We start from the raw sequence: 15,903 nt of genomic DNA, 5'->3' as shown, positions 1-15,903 counted from the left end.
GGGGGCAGCAATGCCCTTGACTTACCCGATATTTCCAAGCAGGGCGATTTCTTCGTAGAATCGCCTATCATTCTGTTAGCCAGTATTATATGGTATCTCAAAATCTACAAGAACGGCAAGTATTGCACCTTTCCCCATGCCATCGAGTTCCTGAACCGCAAGTACGCCGACATTTTCCCCATCCTCACCTCGTACCCGGAGCTGGAGAATTACCTTTCTCCCTTCATGGACGCATGGGAATCCTCGGCGGTGGAGCAGTTGCAGGGGCAGATTGCCAGTGCCAAGATACCGCTTTCCCGCATGATTTCCCCGGCGCTCTACTGGGTGATGACGGCGGACGATTTCACCCTCGACATCAACAATCCCGAAGAGCCGAAAGTGCTCGTAGTCGGTAACAATCCCGACAGGCAGGGTATCTACGGGGCGGCATTGGGACTGTACAACTCCCGCATCGTGAAGCTCATCAACAAGAAGAAACGGCTCAAATCCGCCGTGATTATCGACGAGCTGCCCACCATCTATATGCGTGGGCTGGATAATCTCATTGCCACCGCCCGAAGCAACAAGGTAGCCGTCATGCTCGGCTTTCAGGATTTCAGCCAGTTGAAGCGTGATTATGGAGACAAAGAGTCCGCTGTAATCTGCAATACCGTCGGCAATGTCTTTGCAGGACAGGTAGTTGCCGAAACTGCCAAGACGCTCTCCGAGCGTTTCGGCAAGGTCTTACAGAAACGGCAGAACATGACTATCAACAGGAACGAGACCTCCGTCTCCATCAATACCCAGATGGACAGCCTCATTCCGGCAAGCAAGATTTCCAACCTCACGCAGGGTATGTTCGTCGGGGCGGTAGCCGACAACTTCGACGAGCGTATCGAGCAGAAGATTTTCCATGCCGAGATTGTCGTGGACAACGAGCAGGTCAAGCGGGAGACCGCCCGCTACGTGAAGATTCCGCAGATCATCGACTTCACCGACAAGGACGGCAACGACACCATGCAGCAGCAGATCGACGCCAACTACTACCGCATCAAGAACGAGGTCAGGCAGATTGTCGCCGACGAGATCGGGCGTATCAAGGCAGACCCGGAGCTGTCGCACCTGATTAAGGACAAGTGAGGATAAAAATACCCCGTCGGCTTGTTCTTGCCGACGGGGTATTTTTTATTTTGCGTGGTGTTTTTCGGTATGAAGTAATGATTAAGTGAGCAAAATACATTATTTTTGTAATGATATGGATAAGGATAATCGCAAATACCGGATCTGCTTCATCGACTATATGTGGTATGTAGCCGAGATATGGCACGAAAGGGAGCATACCAACCTTAACGGGCGTATGCTGTTGTTCTTTTGCTGGCTCTTTGCCATACTCGTACCGCTTGGAACACCGTTGATGTTTCGCTATTTCAGTTGGATTGTTGCTTTTGCCGTAGTGATGATGCTCTGCTTTCTTCCCGACTTGTTCTGCCAGCTCCGCTACACAGCCGGGCGGCGTGAAGCGCTCCGTGAATATTACGGAAAACTGAAACATCCCGGCAGGAAGCTCGCAAAAATAGTCCTTATCGCTATCACCCTGACCGTGGTGAATGTCGCACTGATGTTTCACTTCGGGTTTATACATTGGGCATGATAAACGGTAAGAGAATAAGCATCGGTTCTATCATACCTTAATATAAATATAAATCATAATCAATAAACAGATAGTTATAAATACCCCTAACCAAAAACGGAAAGTAGTAGGACCTAATTCTTCGAGTAACTTGTTCCATCCATAAGAACCGTTCCCCTTATACGTCCACTTCCAATTGAATATAAGCCCGATGAGCCAAATTGACAATAAAAATATACCAATTAAATGACCTACTTTAGGATTTGATTGAATATATTGGGCTAAATTTGATAGTAGCCCTTCAAAATTCTGATATATGTTGTTCAGCCATTCCATTTACTTATAATATTATATTTACACAGAAATACTCATGGGATTCTTTAGATGCAGTCACCGTTTTTTTTATTAGCTGACAATCAATCTTTCAGAGAGATTTATCTGCTTATTATAACCTTATTTGAAATTTGTCAGTATATCGTTCTTTTCATTGGAAGACAACATTTCCAATAAATGATTAAAGCTATCGCAAACAAATTCTGCCGAATCTTCAAATTCAGGTTCAACTCCATAATAGATTTTACCGTAATTTTCCGGAGATAAATCTATGCACAAATATTGGTATCCATCTTTTACTGACATAAGAATAGGAATATGGCTATCCCAAAACAGGCGTATCATATCACAGGATTCCTTATCATCTGCCAACGCCTCAAGTCCCATCAGCTCAAATTCATTCCAACGGAATCCGCTATCGCTTTCTCCGTTAAAGTCCTCTATGGAATTAAACCAAACATTATCACTTTCATTCGTGATTGTCTGAAACCGTTGTAAAAACTCCTGATAGTCCGCAGGAAGTTCGGAGTACCGATTTTGTAAATCAGAGCTTAAATCTTTTCTTTCCAATCGTTCTGTAACGATGAATCCTATATTTTTCAGTGCTTCAATCATATTTTTATTTTACGAGTTTATAATGGTTTGCAGCGTTCCGCCTTATTCAGTCGGTAGTGCTGTTTGTTATAAACTTTTTTTCTTTATTCTTTTGCCGTTACATGTAAAGCCATAAGTAAAAGCTGCATCTATGGCTTGTTTTGCACTCTCAAGAATATAATGATACAAATTATCATATTTACTAAAGCATGGAGAAAGAATGTAGAAGTTTTTAATATTTAAAGGAATATAAATCCCCGTCATATCGGATATTCCATAGCGTGCTTCCTCCAAATTTGGTACTGGTATAGAAATAGATATTTCAAACTCTTTATTAGATGGGAAACGTTTTGCCCGTTTGAAAATCCCAATCCCATTAGTATTTCGAAGATTTATCTGTATGAGAAGTTTCCAATCTCCCAAATTATCTAAGTTGATTTGGTTATTGTAATCTTCCATATAACCATTCAACTCTCGGCAAATTGAGCGCAGTAAGTCCAATTCTCCAAGTTCTGGGATTTCACTACTTATTAAAACTGCATATTGATTATTCATACATTCATCTTTATATCCAGAGTTTATAATGTTCGGTGGATAATCATCATTAAAGGAGATTGATCCGCTTGTTATCTGCCCGCTTTATTCCTCTTCTTCGATAAAATGATTTATAAAGTAATTGAATGACTGGGCGATGTAACGAGTATTTGTTTCAAAGTTGTATTCTCTTGAAGCGTTTTCGTCCCACTCGTCAGTCAAGTAATAGTAAATCTTTTTATTCTTCAAGTTCAACGCATAATAGTTTCCACCCGAATCCATAGCAAAAGGCAACAGATTGCATGGCATTAAATTCCTACTCCATATATCTTTGGCTATGACTTCAATTGTTTCAAAAGCATTGGTGCGTTCCTTTATCGGAAAGAACGCATTTATCTCCACCCGATCCAAATCCTCGTCCTGCGGTTGATAACAATATGGTGATGGCATACCACCGTTGAACTTGAGGTAAAAGTTCTTCATGCCTGCCGGAATCTTTACATTCAACTCAACCTCAAAATTCTTTATATCTTCTTTTGTTAGCGAAGCCGAACAGTCCGAAAGTTCAGGCATTACACCTGCTGTCTCCGTTTGTCCCTCTTCGATTTCTTCTATTGCTGGAATTGCTTTGTGCCCGTCCAAAACAACGAGATTGTCAAAGAAATCATCTATTGAATTTGCAACAAGTCGTGGCTCTCCAAAATTGAAGATTACATCTTGCATCCCCACAATAGGGTAAAGATAGATCTTTCCATTAACCAAGTCTATGGTAATCCGACCTTCATCGGTAGATTCCATAGCAAAAATAAGAATGCTATCAGATATAGCTCCAGCTTTTCTTAACTCTAATGTTTCGCCTTCTGCCGTATATCTGGGGTCATTCTTAAAATCCTTGTTATATTTGAATGGGAAGAAATCTTCAATTTCCACCTCTTGATATTTATTTATGCTTGCGGTCTGTTTCGTAGAACCTCCATTATATTGTAAATAGAACTCTTTCAGTCTTTCCGGCAAGGCATAACCCAATTTACTCTCTATTTCTTCAAAATCTTTGAGAGTAAGACTTTTTTGGCAATTTTCTAATTCTATTTTCATATTCATTCTTTTTATGGGCAGATAATGTTTGGCAGCGTTCCGCTTATTCAGTCGGTCTGCTGTTTGTTATCAATGCCTTACCGATTATAAAGTTGATTTAGCATTTTGAAATAATCATTTCCAAACCGTTCAACATAATCATCCATTACGCCGTATATGTTGTTTTTACTATCAACAAGCAAGACCATATATCCATGTTCGTATTCCCCAAAAGGACAAATATCCGAAACATGGAGTAGTTCACAAAATTGGTCGTAGAATAAGTAATGCGGATTATCGTTTAATGTTTTCTTTAGATTAAAATGCACATCCACTTTTGGAAACTGAAATTCCTGATTGTAGAAATAAATAAGGAAATCTATCAACTTTGGAGTCGGTTGGTAGTTTGCTTTAGAATAAATTGCCATAAGCTCATTCGGGCTTATGATTACCCGATTTTCCCAGTGGCAATTTGTTTTAAGATATTGCTTCAGTTCCATACTACTTTTATTTTTTATTTTGCACATTGATAATGTTTGGTGGATAATCAACCTTTCAAGGGAGATTTATCCGCTTGTTATGGTAGTTTATTCATATTGTTCACACTCTCGCTCTATGTCAGCAATTATCTCTTGAACAGTACGAATTATACCTTTCCCCTTTGACAATGGGAATACAGCCAACATCACATTGTCTTTTTCTAACTTCGGTAATAACTTCTCAATGAAGTCATCAAGAGGAATAGAATTGGGTTGATAGTTATCCCATTTACACAATTCTGCAAATTCCTTTTCGCTCCATACAGGAAATAAAACTTGCTCATTATTTCCCATTAAAGCCCAACCTTCTTTATCCTTTAACCCCCAAACTTCTTCAAAGTCTGAAACTTTACGAATAAAGTAGCCATATCTTTCTGCTGCTGAAAGATTTACTATATTTTTAATCCTGCTATTGTTCATTTTTCTACCATAATGTTCGGCGGATAAACCACCTTACCTTAAAAGTTTCATCTGCTTGTTAGCAACCGCTTTTACCATTCATGAAAATTATCTTCTATATATTGTTCTAACGATAAAGCGATGATTTCTCTTTCGGCGTCACTATCATGATAGTATATTTCAATCTCCCCTTTAGAATTTATCATTATGGGATTGCCAGAACCATCATCTGAAATCACATAAGTGTCTGTAACTTCAGGATGAACTTCTCTTAATGATTTAGTTTCATCGACCACATTTTCATTGCCGTCTAAAGCATTAATCATCATTCCAGCGTAGGCTGTTCCGAAACTTTTGATAAAGTCTATATAGTCAGAACTAAATTTTACACCTAATTCTTGTTCCGCGCATAATATCTGGTCATCAGATGCTGGTGTCCCAATCATATCATGTGCCGTTAGAAATCTTCTCAATCGTTCTATAAGTTCCTTTTTCATTTTTATTTCTCGGTTGCTAATGTCCGGCAGCGTTCCGCTTATTCAGTCGGTCTGCTGTTTGTTATCAACTTATATTTTGTCTGACAACACCATGTTCATAAGCCAAACTATCACATTCTTTTTGCATATTGGTCAGAACATCTTCGACCACTTTTAAGGAAACTTCTTGTGGTACATTTATGGATACGAATGAAGGGAGATTAGAAATCTCTACCTTGCATCCCATATCAAGTAGTTTGTCTCTGACCATCTGCATACGTTTATCGTTAAAATGTACCCTCAATGTGCTATTTCCAGAGGGATTCACTATGGATTGAAAATGATATTCGCCATCTTCTTCTGTAACACATATCTCATCCCCCAAACTGATTCCATAGGTATAGAATGGCACATTATCGACAATATAAGTATCATTACTTGCCTTTTTGCACCACAAACCTTCAATAGAAAATGGTGGATAGCCATCTTCATCTTGTTCCAAGTGAAATAGCACTTTTATATGTTTGTCTTTTTTCATTTTATTCATTAATAAGTTGATAATGTTATGTGAATAACTGACCGTTAGGGCTGTTTATTCGTTTGTTATATGCTGTTTCTAAATCACTGAAAATATGAAAACCTATATATGATTTAAGATTAGGGCATTCTTCTCTATAATAACAATCCCAATAGCTAATCATCTGACTTCTTGTTCTATTATAAAACACGTTATTTTCAGATATAAAGTCAAGGTAATTTTCAATATTATTTTCTAAGTGAATTTTTATGTCAATTAATATATCTTTTACATATTCACCTAATAACCTAAAACTGAACGGAATTACCCAATACTCTGTACAAAATAATAGATTGTGCAAATGCTTCTGTCTGATAAAACCATTATCATGTCTTGTGAAAATGCAATCTAAAATATGTTTCTGTATAGTAGTCAAATTTCCAGATACAGGTTCACTAAAGTATATCCGTTCCGGTATTGTTAAGAGTATATCATTAATTTTGACACTATACGACCTTTCATGAATATCTTTGTCCTTGATTTTCAAATTATCAATAACTACTTGAACATCCTCTTTTAAATTTAGAGGGAAACACATTATTAGTTCTTCTTTTCTATTCATTCGCATATAATGCCCGGTGGATAATCGCCATTAAAGGAGATTGATCCGCTTGTTATCTTTTTTGCTACATTCCTTTTAAGTTCTCTTTTATTTCCTCTACTCTTGCCTCAATCTTCTCAAGGGGATATTTTTCACTTCCACCGAGAGCATATATCAATACTAACTCTCTCATTTCAGCGTAAAGAGCCTCTCTTATATCTGTTTTATTCCCAAGTTGGATACTTTCTTGAACATTTTGCTCTCGTCCTTCTAATAGCGAACCGTTGCATCGACTCTTTATATTTTCAACATCCGTCTCTGCCTGCATGATTCCCGCCAATGCCTTAGATTCATGCAGAACATCTTTACTTTTTCTTGAAGCATAATAGACTAAAGCCAACACCAGTTCGACTTGTGTCCATGTATTCCAGTTGCCAGTAAACGATACAGAAAGAAGTATTGAATACAGTTGAGTAAACTGATTAGTATAACCATAAATATACAGCCAAAAACACAGGTCTTTCAGATTTTCCAAATCTTTTGAAGACTTGAAGTTCATCTTTTTCAGAACCTTCTTGCTCAAACTCTCGATACGTTTATTCCCGAGAGAAGATAGGCTCAATACAATATTTGTTAGTTCTTCGTTCATCGCTTATTATTTATTCAAAAAGATAATTTGTGAATAACTGACCGTTAAGGCAGTTCATTCTCTTGTTACCAATATTTCAATCTCCACTTACCCAAATTGTGTTTTTATCTATTATCATAGGACGCAAATTCTTAATAAACTCTATTACAATTTTCATTGATTGTTTATCTAACGTCTTTATATAATCATTTGCCAAATTAATAAGTAATTCAAGATTTTGAGGTATCAATCTTGTATCTCCATATTCATCAATACTCAATCCTGTCTTTGCATGAAACTCCAAAAAGACAGGTTGTAATATTCTCAATTCAACATCATTCAAAGCGAAGTGATGATTATTCATTGTATTGCTAAAATCTAACATTTCAATTATTTGTTTATTGGTAACATGTAATTATCAGCGGTTTTCGCTGTTATTTTCTTATTTAACTATCTCATTATCACTTTCAAGAATATCATCCAATGGAGTGCGGATGCTGCTCTTGAAAGTGTCGGCTATATGCACGTACATTTCCGTCGTTTTCAGTTGGTTGTGTCCCAACAGCTCTTTCACGATTTTCAAGTCCGTGCCTTGCTCGATCAGATGCGTGGCAAACGAGTGCCGCAACAGGTGGGGGTACACCCGCTTGGTTATTCCGGCTTCCTTCGCCGCCTCTTTCAGCTTCTTCGACACGATGCTCTCCGTGAACGGCTCGCCCTTGTACCGCTCGAACAGCCATTCCTGCGGCTTGTACAGCTTGGTGTACTCGGTCAGCTTCCTGACAAGGGGCTTCGACAGCAGCGTGTAGCGGTCTTTCCTCCCTTTGCCCTGCCGTACCCGTATCAGCGAACGGCTCACGTTGATGTCGTGGGGCTTCAAGTCCAGCAGCTCGCTGATTCTCAACCCGGCGGAGTAGAGCAACGAGAACATGCAGAACAGCCGGATGTCCGGACCGGTTGCGTCAAGGATGGATTTTATCTCCTCCTTGCTCAGCACGTCGGGCAGCGTCCGTTCCCGTTTGGCTCGCTTTACCTCGTAACATTTCCGTTCCTGTCCCAGCACCTTCTCGAAATAAAACTTGATCGAGTTGATGCGCAAGTTCTGTTGGCACGACGAGATCCTCCGTGTGTCAATCAGGTGTACGATGTAGGCGTTGATTTCTTCCGGTCGGATGTAGCGAAGGTTTCTTCCCGCAAAGTATTGCTGGAACTCCCTGAAATAGACAGTGTACGCACGGACGGTATGCTCGCTGTACCGCAGTTGCCGCAGCGTCTCGGCATAGCCGGGCGGGATGGCGGGGCTGGTTTTCCCGCTCTTCTTGGGCAAGGTGTTTTTCAGGGCGGAGTAATTGATATACGCCGTTTCCACATGGCGGTCGAAAAAGCCGGACAGGTCGAAGCCTTCTTCCGGCAGGTAGGCTCTGTCCCCCTCGAACCGCACGCCCTTCTCTTTCGACAGCGACAGCCGGATGGCATCGTCCTCGTCGAACTCCACTTCCACGTATTTCTGCCCGTCACGGATGGCAGGTGAAAGCGTTATTCTCGGTTTGCTCTGATAAACTTTCATACGCATCGCATGGGTGGCAATGACAGACCGTGTCCCTCATTACCCATATTTTACAAATATAGAGAAAACAACGAATTATCGCCGTTTTCCGGAGGAGAAAAATGCGTGTGGGGCATGATTTTTTTGTATTTTTCACAGGAAAGGGCTGCGACAAACCTACGAACCGGACGACAAGTGCGGACAGCCCGCCCCGGACTTGCACGTTCCCCGTGTTTCTCCCTCTATATTTACGCCCGGTTTCACTTGAGAACCAATAGTATTCACCATTTAAAAACATTAGATTATGGACGAACGACCGGACAGCAGCCAGCAGTTGATGGACATCCTGCTCGTCATGGACGAGAAAGGCACGCTCCAAGCCGTCAGCGGAGTAAAGGACGGCGAGTTACAGACCAAGAACCCGCTGGAGGACAACAACGACCTCCTGCGGGTGGATCGCCACGGCGATATGTTTTCGAATTTCTTTTCCAACCTCTGGAACCAGTTGAAAGACCCGACCCGCTTCCACTTCTTCCGTGTGCCGGAAGAGGAGGTGCAGCGGGTAGCCGCCGATTTCCGGCAACGGGAGAGCCAGTCCGTCAAGACGGGCGAGCCGCTCGTTGCGCAGTACGAGGTGCAGCCGCCCGTGCAGGCGCAGCAGCAGACCCAAGCCGGGCAGCAGCAACAGCCGGAGGGTGCGCCGCAGCAGTCCGCCGGGCAGACCGAACAGAACCCGCAGTACAAGTACCGCCCGGAGGACATCGACTGGAACAGCCTCGCCGCCCTCGGCGTGCAGCGGGAGCAGATCGAGGGCAACGGGATGCTCGACCAGATGCTCCGGGGCTTCCAGACCGACAAGACCGTCCGGGTGCATTTCCACTTCGACGGCATCTCGCACAGCAACGACAGCCAGCTCTCGCTCAAGCCCGGCACGGACGGCAGGCTGACCGTGTGCAGCCACGGCATCCTCGACCCGGAGAAGATGCAGAAGCAGTTCTTCGGCTACGACATCACCGACTCCGACAAGCAGGTGCTCCGGCAGACGGGCAACATGGGGCATCCGGCGACTGTCACCAACCGGGCGGGCGAGCAGGTCGAAGCCCTTGTCAGCCGCAACCTCAAGACCAACGAGCTGGTCGCCTTCCCGCTCTCCAAGGTCAATATCCCGGCGGAGAAGAACGGGCATACCTTCACCCCGGACGAGATAGCCCGGCTCAAACAGGGCGAGGCGGTGGTCTGCCAGTTCCTTTCCAGAGCCAAGGAGGGGGAGCAGCCCAAGCTCTACCCGGCACCCGTGCAGTTCAGCGCAGCCAAGATGCAGCTCGAATTTCTCTTCGGCGACCGGGGCAGGCTGGCGATGGATGCGTACAAGGCGAACCTGAAACAGACCGCCAATCAGGAGGTACCGAAGACCTTCCGCAAGCAGGAGCTTACCGAGAAGTCCCGCCTCGAACTCGAAGCCGGGGGAACGGTCAAGGTCTCCGGCTTGGTGGACAAGAAAGGAAAAGCCTACCAAGGCTACATCACATGGAAGCCCGGCGAGAAGCCCGCCTTCATGTTCCCCAAGGACTACAAGGCGGCGCTCGAAGAGGGGCGTGTCAAGCCCGCCGTGGAGAACGAGGTGCAGGTGGCGGTCAATTCCGAGGGCAAGACCGTCGAGGCGACCCGCAACCTGAAAGAAGCCCTGCAATCCGCACAGCAGCGACCCACCGGGGAGCAGAAACAGCAGCAGGAGCGCAGGCAGGAGCAGAAAGAGGACCGGAAACAGGCACAGAAGCAGGAACAGCCCGACAAGCCCAAGCGCAGCCGGGGTGTCCGTCGATGATTTCCCCCGCCATTCTGTAAATGAATTACCCGGTTATCCCGTCCGAGCGGCGGGATAACTTTTGTCAAACCGTTAAATTTTAAAGAAATATGATTACAGCAGTCATCGCTGAAAAGCCTTCCGTAGCGAAGGATATAGCAAACGTGTTGAATGTCCGGGAGCGGCACGATGGCTACCTCTCAGGTAACGGCTACCTCGTTACCTGGGCGTTCGGCCATCTCGTCCAGCTCGCCATGCCCGAAGCATACGGCTACACGGGCTTCCGGCGTGAGAACCTGCCCATTCTGCCGCAGGAGTTCAAGTACATCCCCCGCCAGATACGGGAGGGCAAGGAGTACAAGCCCGACCCCGGCGTGCTCAAACAGTTGAAGGTCATCAGGGAGGTTTTCGACCGTTCCGACCGTATCGTCGTGGCGACCGACGCCGGGCGTGAGGGCGAAGCCATTCATCGGTACATCTACAATTACCTTGGCTGCCGCAAACCCTGCCTGCGCCTCTGGATCTCCTCGCTGACCGACCGTGCCATCCGGGAAGGGCTGGACAACCTCAGACCCGGCAGCGACTACGACAACCTCTACCGTGCCGCCGAAGCCCGTGCCATCGCCGACTGGGAGATTGGATTGAATGCGACTCAAGCGCTTTCCATCGCCGCCGGGCAGGGCATCTACTCCCTCGGACGGGTGCAGACGCCCACCTTGATGATGATTTGCTCCCGTTATCTGGAGAACAGGGATTTCACCCCGCAGACCTATTTCCGGCTGAAGGTTACGGCGGAAAAGGACGGCACGCCCTTCGCCGCCATCTCTGAATTGCGTTACGAAACCCTTCCGGCGGCAAACGCCGCCCTCGCCGCTGTTACCGCAACGGGGACGGTGCAGGTTGCCGACGTGCAGCGCAGGGAAGTGAGCCAAGAGCCTCCCTTGCTCTACGATCTGACCGCCTTGCAGAAAGAGGCGAACGGCAGGTACGGCTTCTCGGCGGACAAGACCCTCTCCGTCGCCCAGTCGCTTTACGAGAAGAAGGTGTTGAGCTATCCCCGTACCGGCTCCCGCTACCTCTCGGACGATGTGTTCGACGAGATACCCGACCGCATCGCACTGCTGAAGCGGTACCCGGCTTTCGCCGCCCATGCCGCCGCCCTGAAAGGAGCTTCGCTCAACCGCCGCAGCGTGGATGCGGGGAAAGTTACCGACCACCATGCGCTCATCATCACCGAGTGTCTGCCCGGCGAGCTGTCCGCCGACGAGCGCACGGTGTACGACATGGTAGCCGCCCGCCTGCTCGAAGCCTTCTCCGCCCGTTGCCTCAAGGATGTTACCACCGTCTCCTTCACGGCGGGAAACAGCGTGTTCACCGCCAAGGGAACGGTCGTCAGGTCTGCCGGATGGCGTGCCGTGCGTGGCGAGCGGGACGAGGACGACGAGGGTACAGCCGCTTTGCCGCCCTTGCAGCCCGGCGAGGCTTTCCCCCTGCAATCGGCGGAGTGCGTGGAGAAACAGACCAAGCCCCGTCCCCTGCACACCGAGAGCAGCCTCCTTTCGGCGATGGAGCATTGCGGCAGGGAGTTGCGAGACGACGAGCTGCGGGACAGCCTGAAAGGGAACGGCATCGGCACGCCCGCCACCCGTGCCTCCATCATCGAGACCCTCTTTGCCCGGGACTACGTGCGCCGGGAGAAGAAGAGCCTCGTACCGACCGGCAAGGGGCTTGCCGTGTACCAGATAGTGAAGGACAAGCGCATCGCCGATGTCGAGATGACCGGGCAGTGGGAGACCGCCCTCGCCAAGATCGAGAGCGGGGAGATGAATCCCGACACCTTCCGCAAGGGCATCGAGGTCTATGCCGCCCAGATTACCGAAGAACTCCTGCAAGTGCAGGTATCGGTGGCGGACGGCGGACATATCCCGTGTCCCAAGTGCCGTTCCGGTCGCATCCTCCTTTACCCGAAGGTCGCCAAGTGCAGCAACGTCGATTGTGGGCTTACCGTCTTCCGCAACAAGGGGGAGAAGCAGCTCACCGACAGCCAGATTGCCGACCTCGTGACCAAAGGCAAAACATCCCTTATCAAAGGCTTCAGGAGCAGGGACGGCAAGCCCTTCGATGCGTACCTCACCTTCGACAAGGACTTCCGCACCGTGTACGGGTTCCCGCCCCGCACGGACAAGCCCAAAGGAAAGGAGCGCAGGCGATGAACGGCATCGGTTGGATCACCGTGGCGGAAGCCGCCCGGCTCTGCGGCACGGACGAGCTGCGCATCACCCTCTGGATGAACGGCAACCACATCGCCTACGCCCGTTTCGACGGCATCCTGATGATCGACGGCGCATCCCTTGCCGCCCTGTTCAGCCGCAACCGGGTCGCCACCATCTACGAAGACGTGGCGCAACAGCGGGGCAAGCCCGGCAGACCGGGCAGGCTCCGCCGCCTGCTCGATACCCCGCTCGACACCTTCGGCTTGTCGCAGCGCATCGTCCGGGCGTGCCGGGAGTTGGGCGTCTTCACCGTGGAGCACCTGCTCGTCCACCTCCGCCGCTTCCGCTTCTCCCGCCTGTACTGTGTCCGCAACTTCGGCAGCGGATCGGCAGCCGAGACCCTCCGGCGGCTCCGGCAGGACGGCTTGACAGACGGCGGCAGCCCACGGGATTTCAAGGTCTTGTACCCGTAAAGGCTTTTAAGCACAATTGTTAAAAAACAACCATGTAGTTCTCTTGTAAATTAATAATATAGTTAATAATATACTGATCTACATTGTAATATAAATAAAATGTATAACTTTGCAGACCAATTTGAATGTAATGGCGACTAAAAAATACTCTCTGGCTATTGAGAAAATAGATGAAGTAGCAAAAGAATTTATTGCTGCCCGCCCTGCTTATACGCTTCACATAAAGGAATGTAACCAAGGAAAGCAAAAGCAGATAGAGATTATCAATATAAAAAATCAGGAAAAAAGCACATTAAATTGTTTTATTACTGGTGGACAAGTTTCTCATAATATACAAGGCAAAAATGGAACTTTGAATGGAATTTGCAAGGATTGTTGGGAGTATATTGTGGAACAGACTGCGATACCGGATATGGATCAAAAATGCTTCAAATTGAAAGGTGTAAGGAGCGATGATTTTGATACATTGATTTCAGCGGTAAAAGAATATAATAATGTTGTTGTTTCCGAAGTAAACACGGATAAGAGTCCGAACATCCGGAACCAATATCATCTGAAAGGGAAATACGATGCTAAGGTTTCTGTTATCTTTTATAATAACGGAACATTAATGGTACAAGGATGTATCACATCATTTTATGTGGAATTTATAACCGAAGTGTTGCAAGCTATATCTTCCATTCCTTCCGAAGCTATAGAAGAAGTGTTTGCTATCCAAGCACGTGCTGGCTATGCATTAGACAACGATCTTAGCAAGTATATTGGAAACAGAGAGCATATTGATGGAAGTGTGATAGAAAACTTTATCAATACTTCAATCAATTTGGCTAACTCTGCGGTTAAGGTGGATGATTATGGATGTTATACTTTTGGCATTTTGAAAGCGTTAGATGCGGTATTGCGCACTCGTCTTTTGGAAGATGCGCCTGATTTTGACGAATACGGGACATATTTTCAGAAAAATAATAGTGGGGCGTATTGCTTTAAAAGTGGTATCGGAACGTATGACAACAATCTACATTTGAAGCAGGCTTTGGAACAAGGATATTCATTCTTCAATCAACATAGGCACTCGACATTCCATGTGGACAGTTTTAATGTGGAAACAAGTAGAACCCTTGAATACGATGAAGCCGTAAACATTATTAAGGACTGCCTTGTTATTATTAATAATATATGTAATAATTGGTAAAATGGAAAATAAAGAATTTCAAATAATCCCCTTGCAAGGACGGAGCTTGTTAGTGGTTATTTTATCGTCAGAAATGACGAACTACTACTGGAAAGAGCTTCAGACTGAATTGGCAAATCTCAACATTGCCGATGCAGAGGTCTATTTTGATTTTCTGTACCGCAATGGATTAAAAAATAGATTCTTTAAGTCTAAACTTAAAGGGATGATGTTAATTTCCAATTCATTAAGAAAATGTGAGGCACCCAAAGAATATATCAAGGTTGCCGATACTTTTTTTGCTTCACATTCTAAATGGATTGACAGTAGTGTATTGTCTTCTTTCCAAAAAATCTTTTATAAAAAGAGAATTATTGACACTCAGTCATTGCCAACGGCATTGTAATGTTTGTCAGTTACATATTATACAACAAAGGTGCATCATTGATGCACCTTTGTTATTTTGTACCTCAAATTTAGGCAACGGTATTACCTAAATTTAATATTCTTTTGTCTTTCAAAGAATTTACCTTATCTTTGCACCAATAGAACCCGCCAAGCCTCTTGATAATGCTCAAATCGGCGGGTCGTTTTTTTATAACCCGTCATCCTTTCCTGAATGACCCAAGCCACTTTTCAGTGGCTTTTTGCATTTCATGGGCATACCCTTCCGTACACCGTCCGGATTTTCCCGTCCTCCAATACCTTGCTCGACCGCACGACCCACGTCCTGTCGTCATTCAGCCCGCACTCCAGTGCCTTCTCACCGCCGCCGACCAGTACCGGCACGGTTATCACCACGATTTCGTCCGCCAGCCCGTTATCCAAGAGCAAAGCCCCGGTTTCCGCTCCGTAAGCCGTTACCGTACCTTCGCCGTCCGCTTTTATTCCCCGCAGTTCCGCTGCCGCATCCCCTGTAACAAACCGCACCCGTTCCTTCTCCGTCAAATCAATACAGCCGTCCGTCACGACCAAAGTTTCTTTTGCCGTGAGCGGCCAGCCCAGATGGTTCAGGTAAATGCGCAGGTAGGTTTCCTCGTCGATCAGCACGCAGCCGGAGGCGTCCACCGCCGCATCGAAATACTTGTCCGATCTGACCGGACAACCGTCAATGGATTGGTACACGTGCAAGGTAATCTGTTTCATATCAATGTGTTTTTAAGGATTATGTCCGCCTCGCACCCAAAAGAACGGCGTGAACTCACGCTATTCCGGAATAGAGGCACTGGTATACCCGACAAACAGAATAGGTAAGCGCACGCCGTATAAGCATACAGCATGTGCATTACACCATCCGTCCTGTTTGTCAAAAATTACCAGTTTTCTATTCCAAGACGTTCAGCGAACGTACAATATGTATATCAATCCCTGCCTGTTTCCAAGCCGGGCATG

General features: G+C 46.0%; 20 protein-coding genes. 7 read left to right on the top strand and 13 right to left on the bottom strand.

Annotated features, from left to right (window positions below; translation table 11 throughout):
• The coding region (locus HMPREF9442_RS08855; RefSeq protein WP_008627687.1) for a TraM recognition domain-containing protein at positions 1 to 1,119 on the top strand (1,119 nt) is incomplete at its 5' end.
• A gap of 115 nt (positions 1,120 to 1,234) precedes the next feature.
• A complete protein-coding gene (locus HMPREF9442_RS08850; RefSeq protein ID WP_008627685.1) occupies positions 1,235 to 1,630 on the top strand; it encodes a hypothetical protein in 396 nt (131 codons plus the stop codon).
• Between the two features lie 30 nt (positions 1,631 to 1,660).
• On the opposite strand, the gene HMPREF9442_RS08845 is transcribed toward HMPREF9442_RS08850, so the two are convergent.
• From HMPREF9442_RS08845 to HMPREF9442_RS08790, 12 genes are all read right to left on the bottom strand, one after another.
• A complete protein-coding gene (locus HMPREF9442_RS08845; protein ID WP_008627683.1) occupies positions 1,661 to 1,945 on the bottom strand; it encodes an immunity 17 family protein in 285 nt (94 codons plus the stop codon).
• Between the two features lie 117 nt (positions 1,946 to 2,062).
• Entirely contained in the window at positions 2,063 to 2,557 is a 495-nt protein-coding gene (locus HMPREF9442_RS08840) for an SMI1/KNR4 family protein (protein WP_008627682.1), read from the bottom strand.
• Positions 2,558 to 2,623: 66 nt separating this feature from the next.
• The gene (imm9, locus tag HMPREF9442_RS08835; RefSeq protein WP_008627674.1) at positions 2,624 to 3,091 is read right to left on the bottom strand and encodes an Imm9 family immunity protein; all 468 of its coding nucleotides are present in this window, start codon (positions 3,089 to 3,091) and stop codon (positions 2,624 to 2,626) included.
• Between the two features lie 84 nt (positions 3,092 to 3,175).
• A complete protein-coding gene (locus HMPREF9442_RS08830) occupies positions 3,176 to 4,171 on the bottom strand; it encodes an SMI1/KNR4 family protein (RefSeq protein WP_007558975.1) in 996 nt (331 codons plus the stop codon).
• A gap of 71 nt (positions 4,172 to 4,242) precedes the next feature.
• Positions 4,243 to 4,644, bottom strand: coding sequence for an SUKH-3 domain-containing protein (locus HMPREF9442_RS08825; protein WP_032851350.1), 402 nt, complete (start codon positions 4,642 to 4,644; stop codon positions 4,243 to 4,245).
• Between the two features lie 87 nt (positions 4,645 to 4,731).
• On the bottom strand, positions 4,732 to 5,103 hold the full coding sequence (locus HMPREF9442_RS08820; protein ID WP_008627669.1) for a DUF2750 domain-containing protein: 372 nt from the start codon (positions 5,101 to 5,103) through the stop codon (positions 4,732 to 4,734).
• Between the two features lie 71 nt (positions 5,104 to 5,174).
• On the bottom strand, positions 5,175 to 5,579 hold the full coding sequence (locus HMPREF9442_RS08815; protein WP_008627667.1) for an SMI1/KNR4 family protein: 405 nt from the start codon (positions 5,577 to 5,579) through the stop codon (positions 5,175 to 5,177).
• A gap of 64 nt (positions 5,580 to 5,643) precedes the next feature.
• On the bottom strand, positions 5,644 to 6,096 hold the full coding sequence (locus HMPREF9442_RS08810) for a DUF4265 domain-containing protein (RefSeq protein ID WP_224262761.1): 453 nt from the start codon (positions 6,094 to 6,096) through the stop codon (positions 5,644 to 5,646).
• Positions 6,097 to 6,121: 25 nt separating this feature from the next.
• A complete protein-coding gene (locus HMPREF9442_RS08805) occupies positions 6,122 to 6,697 on the bottom strand; it encodes a hypothetical protein (protein WP_008627650.1) in 576 nt (191 codons plus the stop codon).
• A 64-nt stretch (positions 6,698 to 6,761) separates the two neighbouring features.
• Positions 6,762 to 7,325 carry a DUF6707 family protein gene (locus tag HMPREF9442_RS08800; RefSeq protein ID WP_008627649.1) on the bottom strand — a complete coding sequence of 188 codons (564 nt, stop codon included), beginning with the start codon at positions 7,323 to 7,325 and terminating at the stop codon, positions 6,762 to 6,764.
• A gap of 76 nt (positions 7,326 to 7,401) precedes the next feature.
• The gene (locus HMPREF9442_RS08795; RefSeq protein ID WP_004328533.1) at positions 7,402 to 7,689 is read right to left on the bottom strand and encodes a hypothetical protein; all 288 of its coding nucleotides are present in this window, start codon (positions 7,687 to 7,689) and stop codon (positions 7,402 to 7,404) included.
• 57 nt (positions 7,690 to 7,746) lie between these two features.
• Positions 7,747 to 8,877, bottom strand: coding sequence for a tyrosine-type recombinase/integrase (locus tag HMPREF9442_RS08790; RefSeq protein ID WP_008627645.1), 1,131 nt, complete (start codon positions 8,875 to 8,877; stop codon positions 7,747 to 7,749).
• Positions 8,878 to 9,154: 277 nt separating this feature from the next.
• On the opposite strand from HMPREF9442_RS08790, the gene HMPREF9442_RS08785 reads away from it, so the two are divergent.
• The 5 genes from HMPREF9442_RS08785 to HMPREF9442_RS08765 all read left to right on the top strand — a co-directional run bounded on the left by HMPREF9442_RS08785 (position 9,155) and on the right by HMPREF9442_RS08765 (position 14,917).
• Entirely contained in the window at positions 9,155 to 10,675 is a 1,521-nt protein-coding gene (locus HMPREF9442_RS08785; RefSeq protein ID WP_008627643.1) for a DUF4099 domain-containing protein, read from the top strand.
• A gap of 89 nt (positions 10,676 to 10,764) precedes the next feature.
• Positions 10,765 to 12,867: a type IA DNA topoisomerase gene (locus tag HMPREF9442_RS08780; protein ID WP_008627642.1), complete on the top strand. Its 2,103-nt coding sequence runs from the start codon at positions 10,765 to 10,767 to the stop codon at positions 12,865 to 12,867.
• A complete protein-coding gene (locus tag HMPREF9442_RS08775) occupies positions 12,864 to 13,340 on the top strand; it encodes a hypothetical protein (RefSeq protein WP_008627641.1) in 477 nt (158 codons plus the stop codon). The genes HMPREF9442_RS08780 and HMPREF9442_RS08775 overlap by 4 nt, the downstream gene beginning before the upstream one ends.
• A gap of 109 nt (positions 13,341 to 13,449) precedes the next feature.
• Positions 13,450 to 14,532, top strand: a complete 1,083-nt coding sequence (locus HMPREF9442_RS08770; RefSeq protein WP_009040055.1) for a type II toxin-antitoxin system RnlA family toxin — start codon at positions 13,450 to 13,452, stop codon at positions 14,530 to 14,532.
• A gap of 1 nt (position 14,533) precedes the next feature.
• On the top strand, positions 14,534 to 14,917 hold the full coding sequence (locus HMPREF9442_RS08765) for a type II toxin-antitoxin system RnlB family antitoxin (protein WP_005647599.1): 384 nt from the start codon (positions 14,534 to 14,536) through the stop codon (positions 14,915 to 14,917).
• Between the two features lie 248 nt (positions 14,918 to 15,165).
• Here HMPREF9442_RS08765 and HMPREF9442_RS08760 read toward each other — a convergent pair whose 3' ends face one another.
• A complete protein-coding gene (locus HMPREF9442_RS08760) occupies positions 15,166 to 15,657 on the bottom strand; it encodes a dihydrofolate reductase family protein (protein ID WP_008627633.1) in 492 nt (163 codons plus the stop codon).
• Positions 15,658 to 15,903 lie beyond the last annotated feature (246 nt).

Origin of the sequence: Paraprevotella xylaniphila YIT 11841 (assembly GCF_000205165.1) — a bacterium.
GTDB classification, from domain to species: Bacteria; Bacteroidota; Bacteroidia; order Bacteroidales; family Bacteroidaceae; genus Paraprevotella; species Paraprevotella xylaniphila.
This window is presented reverse-complemented; position numbering and strand designations above follow the sequence as displayed.

Coding starts and splice junctions, on each gene's coding strand:
- HMPREF9442_RS08795 (WP_004328533.1), bottom strand. CDS start 7,689: ATGTTAGATTTTAGCAATACAATGAATAATCATCACTTCGCTTTGAAT.
- HMPREF9442_RS08840 (WP_008627682.1), bottom strand. CDS start 2,557: ATGATTGAAGCACTGAAAAATATAGGATTCATCGTTACAGAACGATTG.
- HMPREF9442_RS08800 (WP_008627649.1), bottom strand. CDS start 7,325: ATGAACGAAGAACTAACAAATATTGTATTGAGCCTATCTTCTCTCGGG.
- HMPREF9442_RS08845 (WP_008627683.1), bottom strand. CDS start 1,945: ATGGAATGGCTGAACAACATATATCAGAATTTTGAAGGGCTACTATCA.
- HMPREF9442_RS08790 (WP_008627645.1), bottom strand. CDS start 8,877: ATGCGTATGAAAGTTTATCAGAGCAAACCGAGAATAACGCTTTCACCT.
- HMPREF9442_RS08780 (WP_008627642.1), top strand. CDS start 10,765: ATGATTACAGCAGTCATCGCTGAAAAGCCTTCCGTAGCGAAGGATATA.
- HMPREF9442_RS08760 (WP_008627633.1), bottom strand. CDS start 15,657: ATGAAACAGATTACCTTGCACGTGTACCAATCCATTGACGGTTGTCCG.
- HMPREF9442_RS08820 (WP_008627669.1), bottom strand. CDS start 5,103: ATGAACAATAGCAGGATTAAAAATATAGTAAATCTTTCAGCAGCAGAA.
- HMPREF9442_RS08815 (WP_008627667.1), bottom strand. CDS start 5,579: ATGAAAAAGGAACTTATAGAACGATTGAGAAGATTTCTAACGGCACAT.
- HMPREF9442_RS08765 (WP_005647599.1), top strand. CDS start 14,534: ATGGAAAATAAAGAATTTCAAATAATCCCCTTGCAAGGACGGAGCTTG.
- HMPREF9442_RS08775 (WP_008627641.1), top strand. CDS start 12,864: ATGAACGGCATCGGTTGGATCACCGTGGCGGAAGCCGCCCGGCTCTGC.
- HMPREF9442_RS08785 (WP_008627643.1), top strand. CDS start 9,155: ATGGACGAACGACCGGACAGCAGCCAGCAGTTGATGGACATCCTGCTC.
- imm9 (WP_008627674.1), bottom strand. CDS start 3,091: ATGAATAATCAATATGCAGTTTTAATAAGTAGTGAAATCCCAGAACTT.
- HMPREF9442_RS08830 (WP_007558975.1), bottom strand. CDS start 4,171: ATGAATATGAAAATAGAATTAGAAAATTGCCAAAAAAGTCTTACTCTC.
- HMPREF9442_RS08805 (WP_008627650.1), bottom strand. CDS start 6,697: ATGAATAGAAAAGAAGAACTAATAATGTGTTTCCCTCTAAATTTAAAA.
- HMPREF9442_RS08810 (WP_224262761.1), bottom strand. CDS start 6,096: ATGAAAAAAGACAAACATATAAAAGTGCTATTTCACTTGGAACAAGAT.
- HMPREF9442_RS08825 (WP_032851350.1), bottom strand. CDS start 4,644: ATGGAACTGAAGCAATATCTTAAAACAAATTGCCACTGGGAAAATCGG.
- HMPREF9442_RS08850 (WP_008627685.1), top strand. CDS start 1,235: ATGGATAAGGATAATCGCAAATACCGGATCTGCTTCATCGACTATATG.